The sequence below is a fragment of the Microvirga puerhi genome (genome assembly GCF_020089865.1).
GTDB lineage: Bacteria > Pseudomonadota > Alphaproteobacteria > Rhizobiales > Beijerinckiaceae > Microvirga > Microvirga puerhi.
This window is the reverse complement of record NZ_JAIRBM010000010.1, coordinates 157,092-175,745: the sequence shown is the minus strand read 5'-3', so window position 1 is coordinate 175,745 and position 18,654 is coordinate 157,092. Positions and strand designations below refer to the sequence as shown.

Genomic DNA, 18,654 nt, shown 5'->3' with positions numbered 1-18,654 from the left:
GACCGATGCGGATTTCGCCGCCGGTGATGTTCTCCAGCCCTGCCACCATCCGCAGCAGCGTCGACTTTCCGCACCCCGACGGACCCACCAGGATCACAAACTCGCCATCCGCAATGTCAACAGACACTCCATGCAGAACCTGGGTTGCGCCATAAGCCTTTCTAACGTCTCGAATCTCAACCGAAGCCATGGGACACCTGCTCTGTTTGGACGAAGAGGAAGTGCGTTGCTGAACCAATCAACTGACTCGTGCCCATGGCGGGCAGCCGGCATAGCAATGCCGTCTCACGGCCCTGAACCATGCGTTCCTCCCAGCCCCACTTTGGACCCGCTCGTCTGATGCGAGCTTCCGGATATGATTAATAGTATTATTCCAGCAGGATCGTTTGAAGATCAAGCTGCGCACCGAGCACATCCGAGGAGAAGAACGGGAGGCCATTTTCTTCAGTGGAAACAACGGCCACGGTAAAAACCTCGCTCTCTCGATGCATGCCACTTCGTTAAACCGGACATTAGACTTTGGTCTGCATCGCGTCACTTATTGCCAAGGCCCAACACCCCGGTCAGACTGGATAGAACACAGGGGAATGCGTGCTGATGGAAGTTCTCATCCTTGGTGCGGCTGGCATGGTCGGCCGCAAGCTCACCGAGCGACTGGCGCGAGAGAGACAGCTTGGAGGGCGAGGTATATCCCATCTCACGCTGCATGATGTTGTTGCGCCTCCCGTTCCTCGAGACGCCCCGTTTCCTATTGTGGCCTCCACCTCCGACTTCGCCGTTCCAGGCGAAGCTGAAAAGCTGGTCGCCCGCCAGCCACCCCTCATCTTCCATCTCGCGGCAATTGTCTCCGGCGAGGCCGAGGCGGATTTCGACAAAGGCTATCGAATCAATCTCGACGGTACCCGCGAATTGTTCGAGGCAATCCGCGCCGTCGGCGACAACTATCGGCCGCGTGTCGTCTTCACCTCTTCTATCGCGGTCTTTGGCGCCCCCTTCCCTGACGCGATTGACGACGAATTCTTCCTTACGCCCCTAACAAGCTATGGCACGCAGAAAGCGATCGGCGAGCTGCTGCTTGCAGATTACACGCGGCGCGGCATCTTCGACGGCGTCGGCATTCGCTTGCCCACGATCTGCGTGCGGCCTGGAAAGCCCAACAAGGCTGCCTCAGGATTCTTCTCCGGCATTATCCGCGAACCGTTGAACGGCCAAGAGGCAGTGCTACCCGTGCCGGACAATGTGCGGCATACCCATGCCTCGCCCCGCTCGGCCGTGAATTTTCTCATCCATGCTGCGAATCTCGATGGAGCGCGGCTCGGAAACCGGCGCAATCTCACCATGCCGGGCGTCTCCGTTACGGTGGCCGAACAGATCGAGGCCCTGCGACGGATCGCCGGCGACAAAATGGTCGCGCGGATCCGCCGAGATCCCGATCCGACTATCATGCAGATTGTCGAAGGCTGGCCGCGCAACTTCGATGCGTCTCGAGCGCGGAGCCTCGGCTTCAAGGCAGAGAGCAGCTTCGAGGAGATCATTCGCATCCACATCGAGGACGAACTCGATGGGGCGATCGCGAACTGAATATCTAGAGGAATCACCATGAGCGGCGAGCGTTTCGAAGGTCGGAAGGCGATTGTCACGGGCGGAGCCTCCGGCATCGGGCTCGGCGTTTGCGCCCGGCTATCTGCCGAAGGTGCAGAGGTCGCGCTATGGGACTCCGATGCCGATGCGCTGAAAGCGGCACAAAGTACGAAAGGCCCTTTCGCAGCTGCTATACCCGTCGACATCACCGATCCGGCAGCGGTCGATCGAGCTCTCCTGGACACGGTCTCAGTCCTTGGCGGCGTTGATATCCTCATCACGAGTGCTGGCATCACAGGCCCGAATACAATCGCATGGGACTATCCGATCGCGGCGTGGAAGCGGGTGATCGACGTCAATCTCAACGGGCTGTTCTATTGCAACCGCGCCGTCATTCCGGAAATGCTGAAGGGCGGATACGGCAGGATCGTCAATGTCGCATCCATTGCCGGAAAAGAGGGTAACCCGAACGCTTCTGCCTACAGCGCATCGAAAGCAGCAGTCATCGGACTTACAAAATCTCTCGGCAAGGAATTGGCGAAGAGCGGCATCACCGTGAATTGCATCACGCCCGCTGCGGTGCACACACCGATCTTCGATCAGATGACCCAGGAGCATATCGACTTCATGCTTTCCAAAATCCCAATGGGGCGGTTCGGCAAGATCGAGGAGGTGACATCACTGATCTGCTGGCTCGCGAGCGAAGAATGCTCCTTCACGACAGGCGGCGTGTTCGATATCTCCGGCGGGCGTGCAACCTACTGACGATACACCAGAATGGAGCATCCATGGCCGAGCAGAAGAAGATTGCCCTCGTTACGGGCGCGGGAACTGGAGTCGGGAAAGCAATCGCCAGCGCACTCGCTGAAGTCGGGTTCGATGTTGTGCTGGCTGGTCGGAGAAAGGAGCCTCTCGACATTGTGGCTCAGGAGCTCAAAAGTTCCGGAGCCGATGTGCTTGCTGTACCGACCGATGTCGCTGATCCCGAGTCGGTGGCTCGTCTCTTCGCCGCGACCCGCGAGCGTTTCGGCCGGCTCAATGTTCTGGTCAACAACGCGGGAATCAATGCACCGCCGATCCCGTTGGAAGACCTTTCCTTTGGACAGTGGAAGAGTGTCGTCGACACCAATCTGACGGGCGCATTCCTTTGTACGCAGGAAGCTTTCCGGATGATGAAGGCCCAGACACCGCGCGGCGGCCGTATTATCAACAACGGTTCAGTCTCGGCCCATGTGCCTCGCCCCAATTCTGCCCCTTACACGGCCACAAAGCATGCCATCGCCGGATTGACAAAATCAACATCGCTCGACGGCCGCGCCTACGATATTGCCTGCGGACAGATCGATATCGGCAACGCCGCAACGGACATGACCGCCAGGATGACCAGCGGCGTCCTGCAGGCCAACGGATCGATCGCCGCTGAGCCTACGATCGATGCCAAGCATGTTGCGGATGCGGTGGTCTACATGGCCGGTCTTCCCCTGTCGGCAAATGTCCAAACGATCACCGTCATGGCGACAAAGATGCCATTCATCGGACGCGGATGAGAAGCCCTCAAAGGACATCGAACCTGGCGATGGAAATCCACTGCCAGGCTCGATAGCTTTCCTGATGAGATGCCGCGTGGTCACAATCAGAAGCCTGCCTTTGCGCGATGCTTCTGGTCAGCGACCGGCCAATCTCATTGGCATCGGGATGAAAGTTTTACGTCATTGGCAGGTATGCCGCCGACCATCTCGCCCCATGAAGGTATTCGAGGCAGGATCATAGGTCCGATAGCGCGCTGAGCAGGCCGCGACACGGGACTGATCGGCCATAGGGGCAGCCTGTCCCGGTGTAGCCATGACGCTACCCGTTGCTCCCGGATCTATCCCATAAGGATTGACTGCTCCCATCCCCGGACCGTTCTTGCCATATAGATCCCGATGATTGCAGTAGGCAGTCATCGCATCTTCCGGAAGGTTGCAGTCAAGGTTCTCGCCTTGTGCAAAAGCCGGGAAGATCGCGCCGGCGGATATGCTGCAGGCGAGTACAAACATGTATACCGTCTTCATGGAGTCTCTCTCCCTTTTCGAAGCGGTTAAACACCAGCCCAGATCAGCTTGGACCTAGACGGTGCAAGAAATGAGATTCGCCTCATCACAAATCCGGGAGCAGCTTCTTTCGCTCTTCGAGCTAGCGCTCTGCCAAGATTGCATGTTCGCCCTCATCGCGTTGGACGTAAGGACAAGCTAGGACGACCACGCTCTGGGACTTGTAGAGGTTCTCCAAGAGCGCCCTCGGCATTTTTCGATACCAAGCTTTAGTATGGCCTCGCACATACTCTAATCATTGATCGCTTAAGCTTGCTCAAACGTCGTGCAAAGATCTGAGCTGCAGTGTCTGACTCCCCTGTCGTGCACGACCAATCTCTCGATACCGAGCACGGTTGAGATCAGCCTTCTCTGAATGATCGATCTTTCCCTTCTCAAGGACCTGGCGGACGCGCCCGAACCATCAATGGCTTTAGAGTGCTGCTGTTTCCAGTTGAGCCTTATTGATCAGCCTGCCACGCAGCAACTTTGCCTGCACTGTGTAGGTCGCAGAATGCCGCTCGATGCCTTTTCATGGTCGTCTTGTACTTTCTCGTCTCCCGCATTTTGCGATACGTCGTTACGGTTTGATCATTAGGGCGGAGAGTTATGCGACCCAGACGGGCTAGGAGCTTCACCTTCCGAAGTAGTGGCCTCAAATGACGCTCCGCCTCGGGTTACAAGAGCCTCTGTTAACTTGAGGAGGCTTAGATGCACATTGTCCGCAAGACGCTCATGGCCGCGACGATCGCGTGCGCCATGGGCTCGTTAACTGCGATGGCAGCCCCGGGTGGCAATCCAGGACCGCCGCCGTGGGCAGGCGGTCCTGGCGGCAACCCCAACGCTCCCGGCCAGAACAAAGGAGCTCCTGGCCCGTTGGCGGGCGCTGGCCTGCCCTTCCTTCTCCTGGCGGGAGGATATGCGCTAGTGCGGCGATATCGTGCGCGAAGCCGCTCAGCCGGAATGCAGCAGGACGAATAGCGCCAGCCTGGGCCCTCAAAGAGAGTCGTGTCGGGATCTAAAGACTTCGACACGACTTACGCTTCCATCGAGCCGAGCCTCGTGACCTTAAGATCGCAGTTGCGATTCAGATAGCATTTTTAAGCTGTCGGCAGAGGGAAATTGTTTAGGCTCGCGCCGAACGCCGCGACTGATGAAAATGGATGCTTGAGCCGAAAGCTTGGCGCTAACGCATGAGATAGCCGCCTGTCGTGACGGTGACATCATGGACTTCACTCGGCAGGAAGAACGGGTATCGCCCGTCTTGTATCAAGCGGCTCCATTCTCTGGCAGGTCGTCGCAGCACGACGACAGCAAGATGCCACGCATTTCGGACGCGTCCGAATAGTCGATGCTGCGGCTTCGCTTGCGACGTTGGCTGGAAAGCGTATCCTTCCTGCGAATCCTAAAGGTCTTGGGCTGGATCCATACTCCCCACAATATGCCTTCAATCGCCAGCTTTATCGAAGTTGCTTCCGAACGACGCCCCACCTCGGGAGAAGGCGATGTCTGAAAGAGTTGATCGTGATCGTCGCCGCTTTTTGCATACAGCTGCGATGACCGTTGCCGCCGAATTCGCCATGATCGGATCGGTAGGAGCACAATCTGGCACTGGAATCTCATCCACGCCGTCAACGGCGAAACAGGGAACAAGTACCTCTTTCGGCCCTCTGAAGCAGATCGATGCAGGTGCTCTCAGCGTCGGATACGCAGAGGTTGGTCCTGTCGGTGGCTCTGCGGTTATCCTTCTGCATGGTTGGCCCTACGACATTCACAGCTATGTCGACGTCGCTCCAATGCTAGCATCGTTCGGCTATCGAGTGATCGTTCCCTATCTGCGGGGTTACGGCACGACCCGTTTTCTTTCGAGCGCTGCGTTTCGGAATGGCCAACCTTCAGCGTTCGCCGTCGATGTCATTGCCCTGATGGATGCTCTCAAAATCGATAAGGCGACGTTTGCCGGCTTCGATTGGGGGGCACGGACGGCCAACATCGTCGCTGTGCTTTGGCCGGAGCGCTGCAAGGCCATGGTCTCGGTAAGTGGATATCTGATTGGCAGCCAAGAAGCGGGAAAAATGCCGCTGCCGCCCAACGCAGAGCTCGAATGGTGGTATCAGTTCTATTTCGCGACGGAGCGCGGTCGGGCCGGCTATGACAAGTATCGACATGATTTTGCCAAGCTCATTTGGCGACTCGCCTCACCAAAATGGAACTTCGACGACGCTATCTTTGATCGTACTGCCATCTCCTTCGATAATCCGGATCACGTCGGCATCGTTGTCCATAACTACCGTTGGCGGCTCGGATTGGCGGCCGGCGATCCAAAGTACGACAGTCTTGAAATGCAACTCGCTCGCTTCCCGACCATCGGCATCCCGACTATAACGATGGAGGGTGACGCCAATGGTGCTCCACATCCGAATGCCTCGTCCTATGCCGACAAATTCTCAGGCAAGTATGCGCACCGGACTATCACCGGCGGCATTGGACATAACCTTCCCCAGGAAGCACCACGGGCATTCGTCGATGCGATTGTCGACATAGATCACTATTGATCTCGTCAAGACAAGCTGGCCCTGGTGGCTGCGCACCATCCTATCTCTGGTAAGCGGCTCCTGTCAGAGGGTTTCATCCGCAATCACGCAATAGATCGGTCAGAACAGATCCGTTTAGTACTGTTTATGGATCGCAACCGCAGCCAAACGGATATTCCGCAAAGGAGAGTTTCCTGGCTTCTTGCCTGCTATCCCAAGATGTTGATCAAGAGGCGATGAATCCTTGATAAGCGCTTGACTTGAACTTGCGTGAACAATCGTTCCGCGATCAAGGATGATAGCTTTCTCCGTGAGACCTAGAATCTTCTGGGCATGTTGTTCCACCACGATGGCTGCCAAGCCTTCGTCGCGAATGATGCTCCTCAAAGCCGCGAGAAGCTCCTCGATGATGATGGGTGCCAGACCTTCTGTCGGTTCATCGAGAAGCAGAAGCCTGGGATTCAGGACGAGCGCACGGGCGATCGCCAGCATCTGCTGCTCACCGCCCGAAAGCTGATTCCCGAGATTGAAACGGCGCTCCTTGAGCCGTGGGAACATCCTATACACGCGATCCAGTGTCCAGGGTCCAGGAGAGGCAATAGCCGTGATATTCTCTTCAACCGTCAGCGATTTGAAGATGTTGCGCTCCTGCGGCACCCAGCCGATACCGGCGAGTGCCCGCTTGTCCGGACGCATTCCGGACAGATCCCGGCCGGCAAATGTGATTGCCCCACCTCGATGGCGTGTCACTCCGATAATTGTGTTGAGAAGCGTGGTCTTGCCCGTTCCGTTGCGGCCGAGAACGGCGAGAGACTCACCGGGCTTCAGACTCAGATCGATCTTGGAGATGACGATTGCGTCGCCATAACCCGCTGAGACCTGTCGGAGGCTCAAGAGGTCACTCATAGACGCTTTCTCCCAGATATACGGCTTTCACTTTCGGATCGTTGGACACCTCCTCGACCGTTCCTTCCGTGAAGAGAGCACCGTTGACGAGAACTGAGATCCGATCGGCGAAGCTGAAAACCAGATCCATATCGTGCTCGATCAGGAGAACCGAAACATCCCGCGGCAAAGCAGCTACAGTAGCAAGCAGTTCATGACGCTCGGCCTCCGGCACGCCAGCCGCCGGCTCGTCCAGAAGGAGCACTTTAGGTCGGGAGGCGAACGCCACGGCGATCTCAAGCAGGCGCTGCTTACCGTAAGCCAAGTTCGATGTGCGCTCATCGAGTATATCCATCAGATGGAAGCGCCGGGCGATATCCACGATCTCGTCTACAATCTCGCGCTTGCTGCCAGTAACCCGCCACCAGTCGCGCCCTCCCCCCATACGTTCTGACACCGCGAGGCCAATGGTCTCGAGCGGTGTCATTGCCGGAAACAACTGGTTGATCTGGAAGGTACGGGCGAGTCCGCGGCGAACGCGCAATTCCGCCCTTGAGTGAGTGACATCTTTGCCCTCCAATAGAATCTGTCCGGACGTTGGCGTGAGCACGCCCGTCAACAAGTTGATGAAGGTGGTCTTGCCGGCACCGTTCGGACCAATCAGCGCATGCCGACCGCCCCTCTCTAACCGAAATGACACGTCATTCGTTGCAGTAAGACCGCCAAAGCGCTTCACAAGGCCTCTTGTCTCAAGAACTGGCGCCATATCAGATCTCCCGGGCTGTCCTCGTTGTGGCCAAAGGCTCAGCGCGGTGCGTCAAGCGATTCGCGGTTCTCTTCCAGAGAGTTCTCGCTTTGGACACCATCCGCTCGCGATCCATCAGAACGAGAAGAACGAGAATGAGCCCAATCCAGAAGAGCCAGTATTGAGGCGTCAGATCCGACAGATAGTCTTGCAGAATTTTGAAAACAACAGCCCCAATGATCCCGCCGTAAAGGTACCCTGCTCCGCCGATCACCAACACAAGCATGACGTCGGCCGACCGATGGAAGGCGAGAACATCGAGCGAAACGAATTGGATGGTTTGGGCCAGCAAGGCACCGGCGCTTCCTGCATAAGCCGCCGCGAGAGTATAAATCACAACAAGACGTCGATTGACAGGGATGCCAATGGCTCGGGCTCGCAAGGGATTGTCGCGGATCGAGCGCAAAGAAAGACCATAAGGCGAGGCCATGACCCTTCGAGCGAGGACGAAGAGAACGAACAGTACGGTCAGACTATAGGCATAAGCCGTCGTTCCGAACATGTCGAACTCGAACAAGCCCAACAATGGACTTACGTTGACGCCCTGAAGGCCATCCGCGCCACCCGTCAGCCACGCCATTCGGTTGGCGACCTCGCCGAGAATCAGCGCCACACCGAGAGCCACCATGAGCTTGGTCAGATCGGAGCCGCGCAGAACGAGAAAGCTGGTCGCGAGACCAAGGATAGCTGCAGCGAGCGCCGCCGCCGCGAGCCCAATCAAAGGGTTTCCAATTCCTTGCTGCGCCAGGATCCCGGCAACATATGCTCCCAGGCCGAAGAAAGCGGCATGGCCCAGCGACACAATTCCCGCATAGCCCAGGATCAGATCGAGAGAGAGTGCAAAGAGAGCGATGATGGCAATCTCGTTCAGGATGAGATGGCGGTCCGGCATGAACACCAAAGTAGCTACGGCCACAAGCCAGAATGCAATTTCGCTGAACCCCCACCGCCCGCGGCGTGTCAAAACCCTTCTGACGTCGTCTTCCGTATGAGACTTCATCGAAACATTTCCCTTGAGGTTATCGCGCGCGGGCGAAGAGTCCTTGCGGGCGCAAGACCAGAACGACGATCATAAGTGTGTAAATGACGAAGGCGCCGAAGCTCGGTACGTAGTATTTTCCGGCGACATCGGCGATGCCGAGAAGCAGAGAGGCGAGGAACGGGCCTGTGATACTCGTCGTGCCGCCGACGGTGGCGACAATGAGGAAGTAGATCATGAACTTGAGTGGAAACGTTGGATCGAGGCCCAAGATTTCTGCTCCGAGGGCTCCCCCCAAACCGGCAAGGCCGGAGCCAACGGCAAAGGTGACGGCAAAGATCATACTGACATTGATGCCAAGCCCGCAGGCGACGCGCCGGTCGTCGACAGCTGCTCTCAGACGACTCCCAAAGCGAGTCTTCGTCAGAATAAACTGCAGAACAACGACAAGGATCCCGCACACCGCGATGATGAAACTGCGGTAGCGACCGATTTGGATTCCAAGAACGTCGGCGCGACCCAGCAGCCAGGTGGGCAACTGGATCAATTGCTGCTGAGAGCCCATGGAATAGTCGATGGCTGCAATAGCCATAAAGACTAGGCCGATGGAGAACAACACCTGGTCGAGATGGCTTCGCGTGTAGAGCCGCTTGTAGAGGGTGCGCTCCAGGACAAGCCCAGTCAGGCTAGGAACAAGAAAAGCGAATGGAAGCGTCAGAAGGAAAGGAATGCCGTAGCGATTCATGAGGACCGCTGTGACATAGCCTCCCGCCATCGCGAAGGCGCCATGGGCCAGATTGACGAAATTCATCAATCCGAGCGTCACGGCAAGACCGCATGCCAGAACGAACAGTAGCATCCCATAGGCAACGCCGTCAAAAAGAATAGTCAGCACTGTTGTCTCCAAAATGACGAGGAAGCGCTGCCTGAGGGACAGCGCTTCCTCGTTACGCCGAATTCAGTTGGATTTGGTCGCCTTGGTCGGATCCTTCACATTGGGGATGGTGGCGAATTCTACATTGTAGAGTTCGCCATTCACCCGCTCGACTTTGCGAACATAAACGTTCTGAATCGGATCCCGGGTTTCAGGATCGATCGCCACCGGACCACGTGGACTCACCCAGCTCATTCCCTTCATGGCATCGAGCAAAGCTTGGCCACCAGCTCCGTTGGTCTTCTTCAGACCCTCATAGATGAGGTGCATGCCATCATATCCGCCCACTGCCATGAAATTTGGACGCAGCCCGTTCGCGGCCTTCTTGAAGCCTTCCACGAACAGCTTGTTCTCTGGGCTGTCATGCGCGGCAGAGTAGTGCATTGTCGTGATCGTGCCGATGGCGACGTCACCGATGCTGTTGAGCAGTTCGTCATCGGTCACATCGCCTGGGCCGATGAGCCTGATGCCGGACTTGTCGAGACCGCGCTCTACGAACTGCTTCATGAACTGAGCGCCAACGCCGGAAGGCACGAAGGCGAACAGGGCATCGGGCTTTGCATCGGCAACTTTCTGAAGAAATGGCGAGAAGTCGGGATTGGCAAGAGGAACCCGAAGATTCTCCACTTGGCCGCCCTTGGTTGTGAAAGTACCCGAGAAAGCTTTCTCCGCGTCGATGCCTGGGCCATAATCAGACACGAGAGTAACGACCTTCTTGATCCCATTCTGGGCAGCCCACTCCGCCATGGGGACGTTGACCTGTGGCTGAGTAAAGCCGCTTCGTACAATGAAGGGCGAGGCATCGGTGACGCTCGACGTCGCGGCAGCCATGACAACGGCTGGCACCTTGGCCTGCGTGGCGAGCGGCGCCGGAGCCAAAGCCAGTGGGGTGTTGCCGAAGCCGGCCATGACGACGATCTTGTCCTTGACGATCAGCTCCTGGGCGATGCGCTTGGCCACATCGGCGACGCTGGCGTCGTCCTTGACTATCAACTCGATCTTCTTGCCCGCAACCGTATCGCCATGCTGCTGCATATAGAGCTTTGCAGCCGTCTCGATCTGCCGACCATTGGAGGCAAAGGGCCCTGTCATCGGCAGGATCAGCCCGATCTTCAGAGTCTCCTGGGCCACTGCAGCTCCCCCGAGCGCCATCGTGAATGCCGCAGCACCTACGGCACTTAGAACGGTTCGACGTAGCATCTTTCTTCCTTCCCTTCTGGCACTGCCTGCCTTCATCTGGTGCCGATGCATTTCTGGTGAAAATCCGGACTTGCATGCGTATAATGTGGCCGAGATCCGTTCTCGGCTAAGTTCTCGCATCGTCGAGATGTGCTCACGGCGAGCGGATCTTGCGCAATACATTCCGGTGCGCTTTACGAGCCCCGCCGCGTCATTTCGCGGGAGATGCAGCTACAGAAAGACCCATCGCTGCTGCGTCGAACAAAGTGCCACGGCTCGTGATGACCGGGCCACTCGACGCTTTGGACAGGACTTCAGGCATTCCCCAACCCTCTCTTGATCCTCCCCGATCCATGGCCGGGTGACGTTCCCGTTAGGACGCCAGCAAATGAAATGTGAAGCAAATGGTTTATTTTGCACAATTCATGAATATATCTCATCTTCCAAGGAACCGGAGCAACCTCGCGCTTGAGGCAGGCAAGTCCTCTAGGAGTTTTGAATGCGCATCGATTTCCTGGGTCTTCATGCCTTTGTCGCCATTGCGGAACGGGGCAGCTTCCAACATGCTGCCGCGCACCTGAACCTCTCTCAGACGGCTCTGAGCCACCGCATTCGCAAGCTGGAAGAGGATCTTGGTGTCAAACTTCTCTCGCGGACGACACGCGAGGTATCGCTGACACAGGCGGGCATCCACCTCTTGCCCAAGGTGAAAGAAACTATTGAGAACCTATCCGTCTCTCTCGATGAGCTCCGTCGCGAGGGACGCAGCCGCCAGGAGACACTCGCCATTGGCTGTCTCCCTACCGTTGCCTCGGGCCGCCTGCCCCGTGTTTTGCAGCGCTTCCAGGAACAGCATCCTGACATCTTCGTCCGGATCTACGACAATTCGGCCACCGAGATCGCCGAACTGGTCCAGGCTGGCGCCGTGGAATTTGGCATCACCATGGTGGCTGCGCACCGGTGGGATTTCGATATCGAGCTGCTGATCAAGGATTCCTTTGTCCTGGTGTGCCCGGAAAACCATCCCCTCGCTTTCGAAGCCTCCTTGAGCTGGTCGGACTTGACCGAGGAGCCGCTGATCAGAATCAGCTCGCGTGCGGGCAATCGCATCATCATCGACGACGCGCTAGGCAGCCGCCGTGAATCGCTGCAATGGCGTTTCGAGGCCCAGCACATTCAGACGGCGATTGCCCTGGTACGAGCCGGTGTCGCACTGACCGTCGTTCCCCGCCTGTCGCTCGATACCTTCGACGAGCGCGGACTCAAGCTTATTGCCCTGAAGAACCCGAGCATTACGCGCCAGCTTGGGATTGTGTCGAGACGCGGCGTACCTTTGTCTCCTCTCGCCGACGAACTCCGTAAGATCATCGTTCAAACATTTGCGGGAGGAAACGCATCTGGACCTGAGGTAGCCGTCAGAAGATCCGGGCGCTCATGAATTAAATTCATGGAAAGTGACAAATAATCCATTTGTTGCATGCATCCCGCTGATGCACGTTGAGGATCCCATCCACCTTTGGCGGGAGAAGGACCATTCAACCGCATATCCCCTGCATGATCCTGCGAGGCGGCACGTCCAAGGGAGCCTACTTTCTTGCCGACGATCTCCCGTCCGATCCGGCATGTCGCGATGTACTGATTCTATCGATCATGGGATCGCCCGACCCGCGCCAAATCGACGGTATCGGCGGAGCCCACCCGCTCACGAGCAAGATCGCGATCGTCTCAAAGTCGAAGCGTCTCGATTGTGATGTCGATTTCATTTTCGGTCAGGTGGTCGTCGACAAGCCGAAGGTGGATGTCACGCCCAACTGTGGCAACATCCTTGCTGGCGTGGGACCCTTCGCCATCGAGCGCGGGCTCGTGAAGGCAGGGCATCCTATGACCTGTGTGCGCGTGCATACCGTGAATACAGGCACCATCGCGGAGCTGAAGGTCCAAACGCCCAACGGCCGTGTGGCCTATGGCGGCACTGCCCGCATCGACGGTGTACCGGGAACAGCGGCTCCTATCGCCATCGATTTCCTCGATGCCGCCGGTTCCGTCTGTGGCTCACTCCTTCCGACAGGCAACAATGTCGATCATGTCGCCGGCGTGGATGTGACGCTAATCGACAACGGCATGCCTGTCGTCGTTCTCGAAGCTGCCGCGGTCGGATACACCGGCTACGAGTCGCGTGACGTCCTCGACAGGGATGTTGAACTGAAGGCGCGCCTAGAAGAAATCCGGCTCGAAGCTGGAAAGCTTATGGGCCTCGGCGATGCCTCGTCCAAGGTCGTGCCCAAGATGGCCCTGGTGGCACCGCCTGCTGCCGGGGGGCATGTATGCACCCGCAGTTTCATTCCGCATGAATGTCACGCCTCCATCGGGGTTTTTGCGGCCGTTACCGTCGCGACCGCTTGCGTGCTGCCTGGCTCGCCCGCTGCCCGAGTCGCAAAGATCCCGCTTGGACGCGAGAAAACTTTGTCCGTGGAACATCCGACCGGCGAGTTCAGCGTCATGATCGAGGTTGGCGGAACAGAAGAAAACCCCGTCGTGGAACGAGCGGGCCTGCTGAGAACGGCTCGTCTATTGTTCGAGGGTCATGCCTTCGCGCACGAGGCGCTGTCACAGCTTCTCGAAGAGAGCCGAGACGCCGCTTGATCCTCATGACATTGCCTCCCTAGGACTTTCTCGAGACCATTATGAGCATTGGAAAAAATGGACTTGTCGTCACTGCGCATCCAGGTGACTTCGTTTGGCGCGCGGGCGGTGCCATCGCGTTACATGTCCGCAACGGATACCGCATGAAAATCGTCTGCCTCTCGTTCGGCGAGCGCGGCGAGAGTCAATGGGCCTGGAAGAAGGGCGATGTGGCCCTGTCGGATGTTAAAGCGCAGCGGCGAGAGGAAGCCGAGCGCGCCGCGGAATCCCTTGGCGCGGAGATCGAGTTTTTCGATGCCGGAGACTATCCGCTGCATACGACACCCGCCATGCTCGACCGTCTCGTCGACATCTACCGGGAACTCAAGCCCTCCTTCGTGCTCACGCACTCCTTGGAGGACCCCTACAACGTCGATCATCCGGAAGCGACGCGCTTTGCACAAGAAGCTCGGATCATCGCCCAGGCCGCAGGACACAAGCCCAACCCGGATCTCGCCTATAGTGCACCGCCCGTCTTTCTATTCGAGCCGCATCAGCCCGAGCAGTGCAATTACAAGCCGAACATCATTCTCAACATCGACGAGGTTTGGGAGACGAAACGGAAGGCTTTCGAGATTCTCGCTGCACAGAAGCATCTCTGGGAATACTACACCCGCGTGGCCTTGAACCGTGGGATGCAGGGCGGCCGCAATTCTGGACGCGCCATGACATATGGCGAAGCCTATCAGCGCATCTTCCCGCAAGTTGTAGAGGAACTGGCATGAGGCCCGTCGTCGTCACCAACACGCCGCGCACGGACCAGCACGTCGTCGAGCGCCTTGCCGAACTCGGCACCGCCACGACCCACGAAGCGATGGGGCGTACCGGCCTGATGAAGCCCTATATGCGGCCGATCTGGGCAGGGGCCCAGGTGGCCGGCAGTGCCGTGACAGTCCTGGCGCAACCTGGCGACAATTGGATGATTCATGTGGCGGTTGAACAATGCCGACCCGGCGACGTCCTGGTCGTCGGCGTGACGACGGACAACACCGATGGCATGTTCGGGGATCTCTTGGCCACGTCCCTCAAGGCGCACGGTGTGGTCGGCCTCGTGATCGATGCCGGGGTGCGCGATGTGAAGACACTCGCCGAAATGAGTTTTCCCGTCTGGTCTCGTGCTGTCTCGGCCAAGGGTACGGTGAAGGCGACACTCGGTTCGGTCAATGTCCCGGTTGTGTGCGCGGGCGCGCTAGTGAAGCCGGGCGATGTGATCGTTGCTGACGATGACGGCATCGTTGTCGTTCCCCGTCGGGATGCGGAGGCCGTGGCAATTGCCGGTGAAGCGCGTGTCGCCAACGAGGGCTCAAAGCGGGACATGCTTGCTTCCGGCATTCTTGGTCTTGACCTCTACAAGATGCGTGAGCCGCTGGCGAAAGCCGGCCTCATCTACGTCGAATACAAGGAAGAGGGCTGACCTACGGTCAGCCTTGATGCGCGGCAGGGATCCATGGGACTTCGGATTGCATTCATCGGCTACGGCGAAGTAGGGCAGCTCTTCTCGCATTCTCTCGCGGTAAAGCCGGATGTGTGGATCTCAGTCTACGATATCTTGTTCGACGATGCACGACGAGGCCCAGGGCTGCGGCAGCAAGCACAGGAGAACGATATTTACGCAGCCGCCAGCATTGGTGAGGCTTGCGAGAGAGCTGATATCGTCATCTCCGCCGTCACTGCCGATGCTGCCGTTGCTGTCGCAAAACAGGCAGCGCCCTTTCTGAAGGCAGGTCAAATCTATGTCGATCTCAATTCGGTATCCCCCGCAACCAAAAGCGAAGTTGATGCGTCCGTGAGCCGGGCCGATGCCGACTTCGTCGAGTTCGCTGTCATGGCACCCGTGAGCGATCCCGGCATCGCAGTACCAATCCTCAGCGGTGGGAAGAGAGCTGAAGAAATCTCGAGTCGGTTGAATGCCCTCGGCATGAAGGTCACACCTGTCAGCATCGAGATCGGAACAGCCTCGGCCACCAAACTTTGCCGCAGCATCGTCATTAAAGGCATGGAAGCGCTGATGGTAGACTTTACCCTCGCCTCACAGAAGGCTGACGTCATGCCTGCTGTCCTGGCAAGTTTGAAGGCCTCCTATCCCGGTATGGAATGGGAAAACATGGCGAAGATCATGATGTCCCGCGTGCGTCGACACGGCATCCGTCGCGCAGCAGAAATGCGCGAGGCCAGCCGCATGATGACTGAGATGAGGCTCGACGGCTCACTTGCCAACGCGATTGCTGACCGGCACGAGAGTTTCGCCCAAGGAAGCGACGAGCCTTATGACACCGTCAAGGAGGGATAAGAACAGTGCAATCTGAACCCATGCTCGACCTCGCCCATCTGGGCCATCTTGAGCTGCTGACTCCCAAACCGGAGGAAAGCCTTCGCTTCTTCATCGACGTCTTAGGCATGACCGAAAGCGGGCGCCAAGGTGATTCAGTGTATCTGCGCGGCTGGGACGATTACGAGCGGCATACCCTCAAGCTCACCGCTTCGAAGAAGCCCGGCATGCGGCACATGGCCTTCAGGACACGCAGCCCGCAGGCGCTTGAGCGCCGCGTTGCGGCATTGAAGGGCTCAGGCTACGATATCGGCTGGACGGATGGGGATCTCGGCCATGGACCGGCCTTTCTCTGTCACGATCCCGACGGGCACGTCCTTGAGCTCTACTTCGAGACGGAATGGTATCAGCCCCCTCTCGCGCTCAAGCCCGCCCTGAAGAACCAGGCACAGCGCTTCCCAGCTCGCGGCATCAATGTGCGCCGCCTCGATCACCTGAACTGCCTTGCCTCGGATATCAAGGCGAACCGCATCTTCTTCGAGGAGTACCTCGGCTGTCGCCTCACCGAGCAGATCGTCATGAACGACGGTACTGAGGCCGGCATGTGGATGACTGTGACCAACAAGAGCTATGATTTCGCCTTTACGCGCGATCATACCGGCGCAAAGGGTCGCTTCCATCACCTGACTTACGCAGTTGATAGTCGCGAAGAGGTGTTGCGCGCCGCCGATATCTTCCTCGAGGCTGGGGTCCCCATCGAGTCCGGTCCCCACAAGCATGCCGTGCAGCAGACGTTCTTTCTCTACGTCTATGAACCGGGCGGCAACCGCGTCGAAGTCTGTAATGCCGGCGCCCGTCTCGTCCTCGCTCCTGATTGGAAGACGATCGTCTGGACGGAAGAAGAGCGCAAAAAAGGTCAGGCCTGGGGCATGAAGACCGTCGAATCCTTCCACACCTATGGAACACCTCCAATCGAGGAAGTGGCCTAGTCGGCAAGGTAATCTGATCCGCTATTTCAGTTCGTCAATCGCCGAAATGGCGCACCCGACACGATTCGAACGTGTGACCTTTGCCTTCGGAGGGCAATGGTCGCAGATTTTCTGCGATTTCTCGACGCTTCTCGATGAGTCTAAAGCCTTGAATTAATTGATTTTAAGTTTCTTGTGATTGCTGAAGGTTTCCGATAATGTCTCGCCCGTGGCTACCTGGTGGCTATTCGAGACGCGGAGGCAGTGACAGGAAATGCCAACGATCAGGCTCACCAAGCGCGCGCTGGACGGCATACGCCCGGCGGAAAAGGTCACCTTCTGGTTCGACGCCGACGTAAAGGGCTTCGGGCTCAAGGTGATGCCGTCCGGTGTCATGACGTGGATCGTCGAATACAGGCCGGGCGCGGGTGGCAGGAGCACGGCCAAGAAGCGGGTGACGCTCGGCAAGGTGGGAGCACTGACGCCAGAACAGGCGCGGGAGCTGGCTAGGGACATCCTCGCGAAGGTTCATGCCGGGCACGACCCAGCCAACGAAAAGGCGCAGGCGAAGGCCGCGAAAACTGTTGCCGAATTATGCGACCTTTATCTTGAAGAGGCCGAAAAGGGACACCTGATCGGCAAGCGGGGAACGCCCAAAAAGGCCTCGACGCTGGTTTCCGATCGTGGCCGGATCGCGCGGCACATCAAGCCGCTTCTCGGGAAGAAGCTCGTCCGAGAGGTCACGCGCGGCGATATCGAGCGGTTCCTGCGGGATGTTGCGAGCGGCAAGACGGCCGTTGACGTGAAGACGAAGAAGCACGGCCGGGCTATCGTAACGGGCGGGAACGGGACGGCCACACGTACCGTCCGCCTGTTGGGTGGCATTTTCAGCTTCGCGATCCAGCAGGGGATGCGTGCCGACAACCCCACCCACGGGGTGGCCAAGTACGCGGACAGGCAAGGAGCCCGATTCCTGAACACCGAGGAGTTGGATCTCTTGGGCGCGGCCCTTCGCGATGCCGAGACGGTCGGGCTTGAGTGGGACGTGAGACTGGACCGGCCGGGTGCAAAGCATCTTCCGAAACAGGCCGAACATCGCCGTACTGTCATCGGGCCGCATGCCACTGCTGCGATCCGCCTTCTCATCCTGACGGGATGCCGTCTCGGCGAAATCCTGTCGCTCCGATGGTCACATGTCGATATGGAGCGCGGGTTTCTATTTCTGCCGGATTCGAAGACCGGTGCGAAAACGGTGGTTCTCGGTGCCCCCGCCCTAGAGGTACTCGCGAGCGTTCCTCGTCTTGACGCATGCCCTTTCGTGATCGCTGGGGAGAAACTGGACCGGCCGCGTGCCGATCTGAAAAGGCCATGGGCGCTCGTGACCCGTGCGGCGAAACTGGACGGCGTCCGGCTGCATGACCTTCGCCATACCTATGCGAGCCATGGAGCAGCGGGCGGTATGGGGCTTACAATTGTCGGGCGCTTGCTCGGCCACGCAGATGTGAAGACGACGAACCGCTACAGCCATTTTGATGCTGACCCGCTACGCCGCGCTGCAAATGCGATCGGACAAACGCTGTCGGCTGCCATGTCTGAGAAATCCGATCGCCACGACCGGAATGTCATTCCGATAAGCAAAACGCAAACCTGATGGATAAAGCCAACGGTTGAATCGCCTCCCTGTCCGGAACTACAGGTTTGCCTGCCGTGCTTGAACTGTCGCTAGTATCCTTACGCAGATCCGAGGATTGAGCCACCTGCCTCGC

Annotated in this window: 19 protein-coding genes; 12 read left to right on the top strand and 7 right to left on the bottom strand. The window is 58.0% G+C overall.

The features are described 5' to 3' along the window. The coding region (locus K9B37_RS15050) for an ATP-binding cassette domain-containing protein (protein ID WP_224314140.1) at positions 1-190 on the bottom strand (190 nt) is incomplete at its 3' end. Positions 191-597: 407 nt separating this feature from the next. Here K9B37_RS15050 and denD point away from each other — a divergent pair. The 3 genes from denD to K9B37_RS15035 are packed head-to-tail and all read left to right on the top strand — an operon-like array spanning position 598 to position 3,128. Next, entirely contained in the window at positions 598-1,581 is a 984-nt protein-coding gene (denD, locus tag K9B37_RS15045; RefSeq protein WP_224314138.1) for a D-erythronate dehydrogenase, read from the top strand. Positions 1,582-1,599: 18 nt separating this feature from the next. After that, a complete protein-coding gene (locus K9B37_RS15040; RefSeq protein ID WP_224314136.1) occupies positions 1,600-2,346 on the top strand; it encodes an SDR family NAD(P)-dependent oxidoreductase in 747 nt (248 codons plus the stop codon). 23 nt (positions 2,347-2,369) lie between these two features. Next, entirely contained in the window at positions 2,370-3,128 is a 759-nt protein-coding gene (locus K9B37_RS15035) for an SDR family oxidoreductase (RefSeq protein WP_224314134.1), read from the top strand. 162 nt (positions 3,129-3,290) lie between these two features. On the opposite strand, the gene K9B37_RS15030 is transcribed toward K9B37_RS15035, so the two are convergent. After that, positions 3,291-3,635, bottom strand: coding sequence for a BA14K family protein (locus tag K9B37_RS15030; RefSeq protein WP_224314132.1), 345 nt, complete (start codon positions 3,633-3,635; stop codon positions 3,291-3,293). Positions 3,636-4,364: 729 nt separating this feature from the next. Between K9B37_RS15030 and K9B37_RS15025 the strand changes: the two genes are divergently transcribed. Further along, positions 4,365-4,634, top strand: coding sequence for a hypothetical protein (locus K9B37_RS15025; RefSeq protein WP_224314130.1), 270 nt, complete (start codon positions 4,365-4,367; stop codon positions 4,632-4,634). A gap of 524 nt (positions 4,635-5,158) precedes the next feature. Beyond that, entirely contained in the window at positions 5,159-6,208 is a 1,050-nt protein-coding gene (locus K9B37_RS15020) for an alpha/beta fold hydrolase (RefSeq protein ID WP_224314128.1), read from the top strand. 114 nt (positions 6,209-6,322) lie between these two features. On the opposite strand, the gene K9B37_RS15015 is transcribed toward K9B37_RS15020, so the two are convergent. The 5 genes from K9B37_RS15015 to K9B37_RS14995 form a co-directional block, all read right to left on the bottom strand. Next, positions 6,323-7,093, bottom strand: coding sequence for an ABC transporter ATP-binding protein (locus K9B37_RS15015; protein WP_224314127.1), 771 nt, complete (start codon positions 7,091-7,093; stop codon positions 6,323-6,325). Next, positions 7,086-7,838 carry an ABC transporter ATP-binding protein gene (locus K9B37_RS15010; protein WP_224314125.1) on the bottom strand — a complete coding sequence of 251 codons (753 nt, stop codon included), beginning with the start codon at positions 7,836-7,838 and terminating at the stop codon, positions 7,086-7,088. Before K9B37_RS15010 ends, K9B37_RS15015 begins: the two co-directional genes overlap by 8 nt. Position 7,839: 1 nt before the next feature. After that, complete coding sequence (locus tag K9B37_RS15005; RefSeq protein ID WP_224314123.1) at positions 7,840-8,877, bottom strand: branched-chain amino acid ABC transporter permease; 1,038 nt, start codon at positions 8,875-8,877, stop codon at positions 7,840-7,842. A gap of 19 nt (positions 8,878-8,896) precedes the next feature. Further along, the gene (locus K9B37_RS15000) at positions 8,897-9,751 is read right to left on the bottom strand and encodes a branched-chain amino acid ABC transporter permease (protein WP_224314121.1); all 855 of its coding nucleotides are present in this window, start codon (positions 9,749-9,751) and stop codon (positions 8,897-8,899) included. A gap of 63 nt (positions 9,752-9,814) precedes the next feature. Next, a complete protein-coding gene (locus K9B37_RS14995; protein ID WP_224314120.1) occupies positions 9,815-10,990 on the bottom strand; it encodes an ABC transporter substrate-binding protein in 1,176 nt (391 codons plus the stop codon). A gap of 478 nt (positions 10,991-11,468) precedes the next feature. Here K9B37_RS14995 and K9B37_RS14990 point away from each other — a divergent pair, with 478 nt between their 5' ends. The 7 genes from K9B37_RS14990 (at position 11,469) to K9B37_RS14960 (ending at position 18,539) form a co-directional block, all read left to right on the top strand. Continuing rightward, a complete protein-coding gene (locus K9B37_RS14990) occupies positions 11,469-12,407 on the top strand; it encodes a LysR family transcriptional regulator (RefSeq protein ID WP_224314118.1) in 939 nt (312 codons plus the stop codon). Positions 12,408-12,523: 116 nt separating this feature from the next. Continuing rightward, positions 12,524-13,612, top strand: a complete 1,089-nt coding sequence (locus tag K9B37_RS14985) for a 4-oxalomesaconate tautomerase (RefSeq protein WP_224314116.1) — start codon at positions 12,524-12,526, stop codon at positions 13,610-13,612. 41 nt (positions 13,613-13,653) lie between these two features. Beyond that, on the top strand, positions 13,654-14,376 hold the full coding sequence (locus tag K9B37_RS14980; protein ID WP_224314114.1) for a PIG-L deacetylase family protein: 723 nt from the start codon (positions 13,654-13,656) through the stop codon (positions 14,374-14,376). Then, on the top strand, positions 14,373-15,065 hold the full coding sequence (locus K9B37_RS14975; RefSeq protein ID WP_224314111.1) for a 4-carboxy-4-hydroxy-2-oxoadipate aldolase/oxaloacetate decarboxylase: 693 nt from the start codon (positions 14,373-14,375) through the stop codon (positions 15,063-15,065). Before K9B37_RS14980 ends, K9B37_RS14975 begins: the two co-directional genes overlap by 4 nt. Positions 15,066-15,098: 33 nt before the next feature. Then, positions 15,099-15,941: an NAD(P)-dependent oxidoreductase gene (locus tag K9B37_RS14970; protein WP_224314110.1), complete on the top strand. Its 843-nt coding sequence runs from the start codon at positions 15,099-15,101 to the stop codon at positions 15,939-15,941. A 5-nt stretch (positions 15,942-15,946) separates the two neighbouring features. Then, positions 15,947-16,909, top strand: coding sequence for a catechol 2,3-dioxygenase (locus K9B37_RS14965; RefSeq protein ID WP_224314108.1), 963 nt, complete (start codon positions 15,947-15,949; stop codon positions 16,907-16,909). A 253-nt stretch (positions 16,910-17,162) separates the two neighbouring features. Then, positions 17,163-18,539 carry a site-specific integrase gene (locus tag K9B37_RS14960; protein ID WP_224314106.1) on the top strand — a complete coding sequence of 459 codons (1,377 nt, stop codon included), beginning with the start codon at positions 17,163-17,165 and terminating at the stop codon, positions 18,537-18,539. The last annotated feature ends 115 nt before the right edge of the window (positions 18,540-18,654 follow it).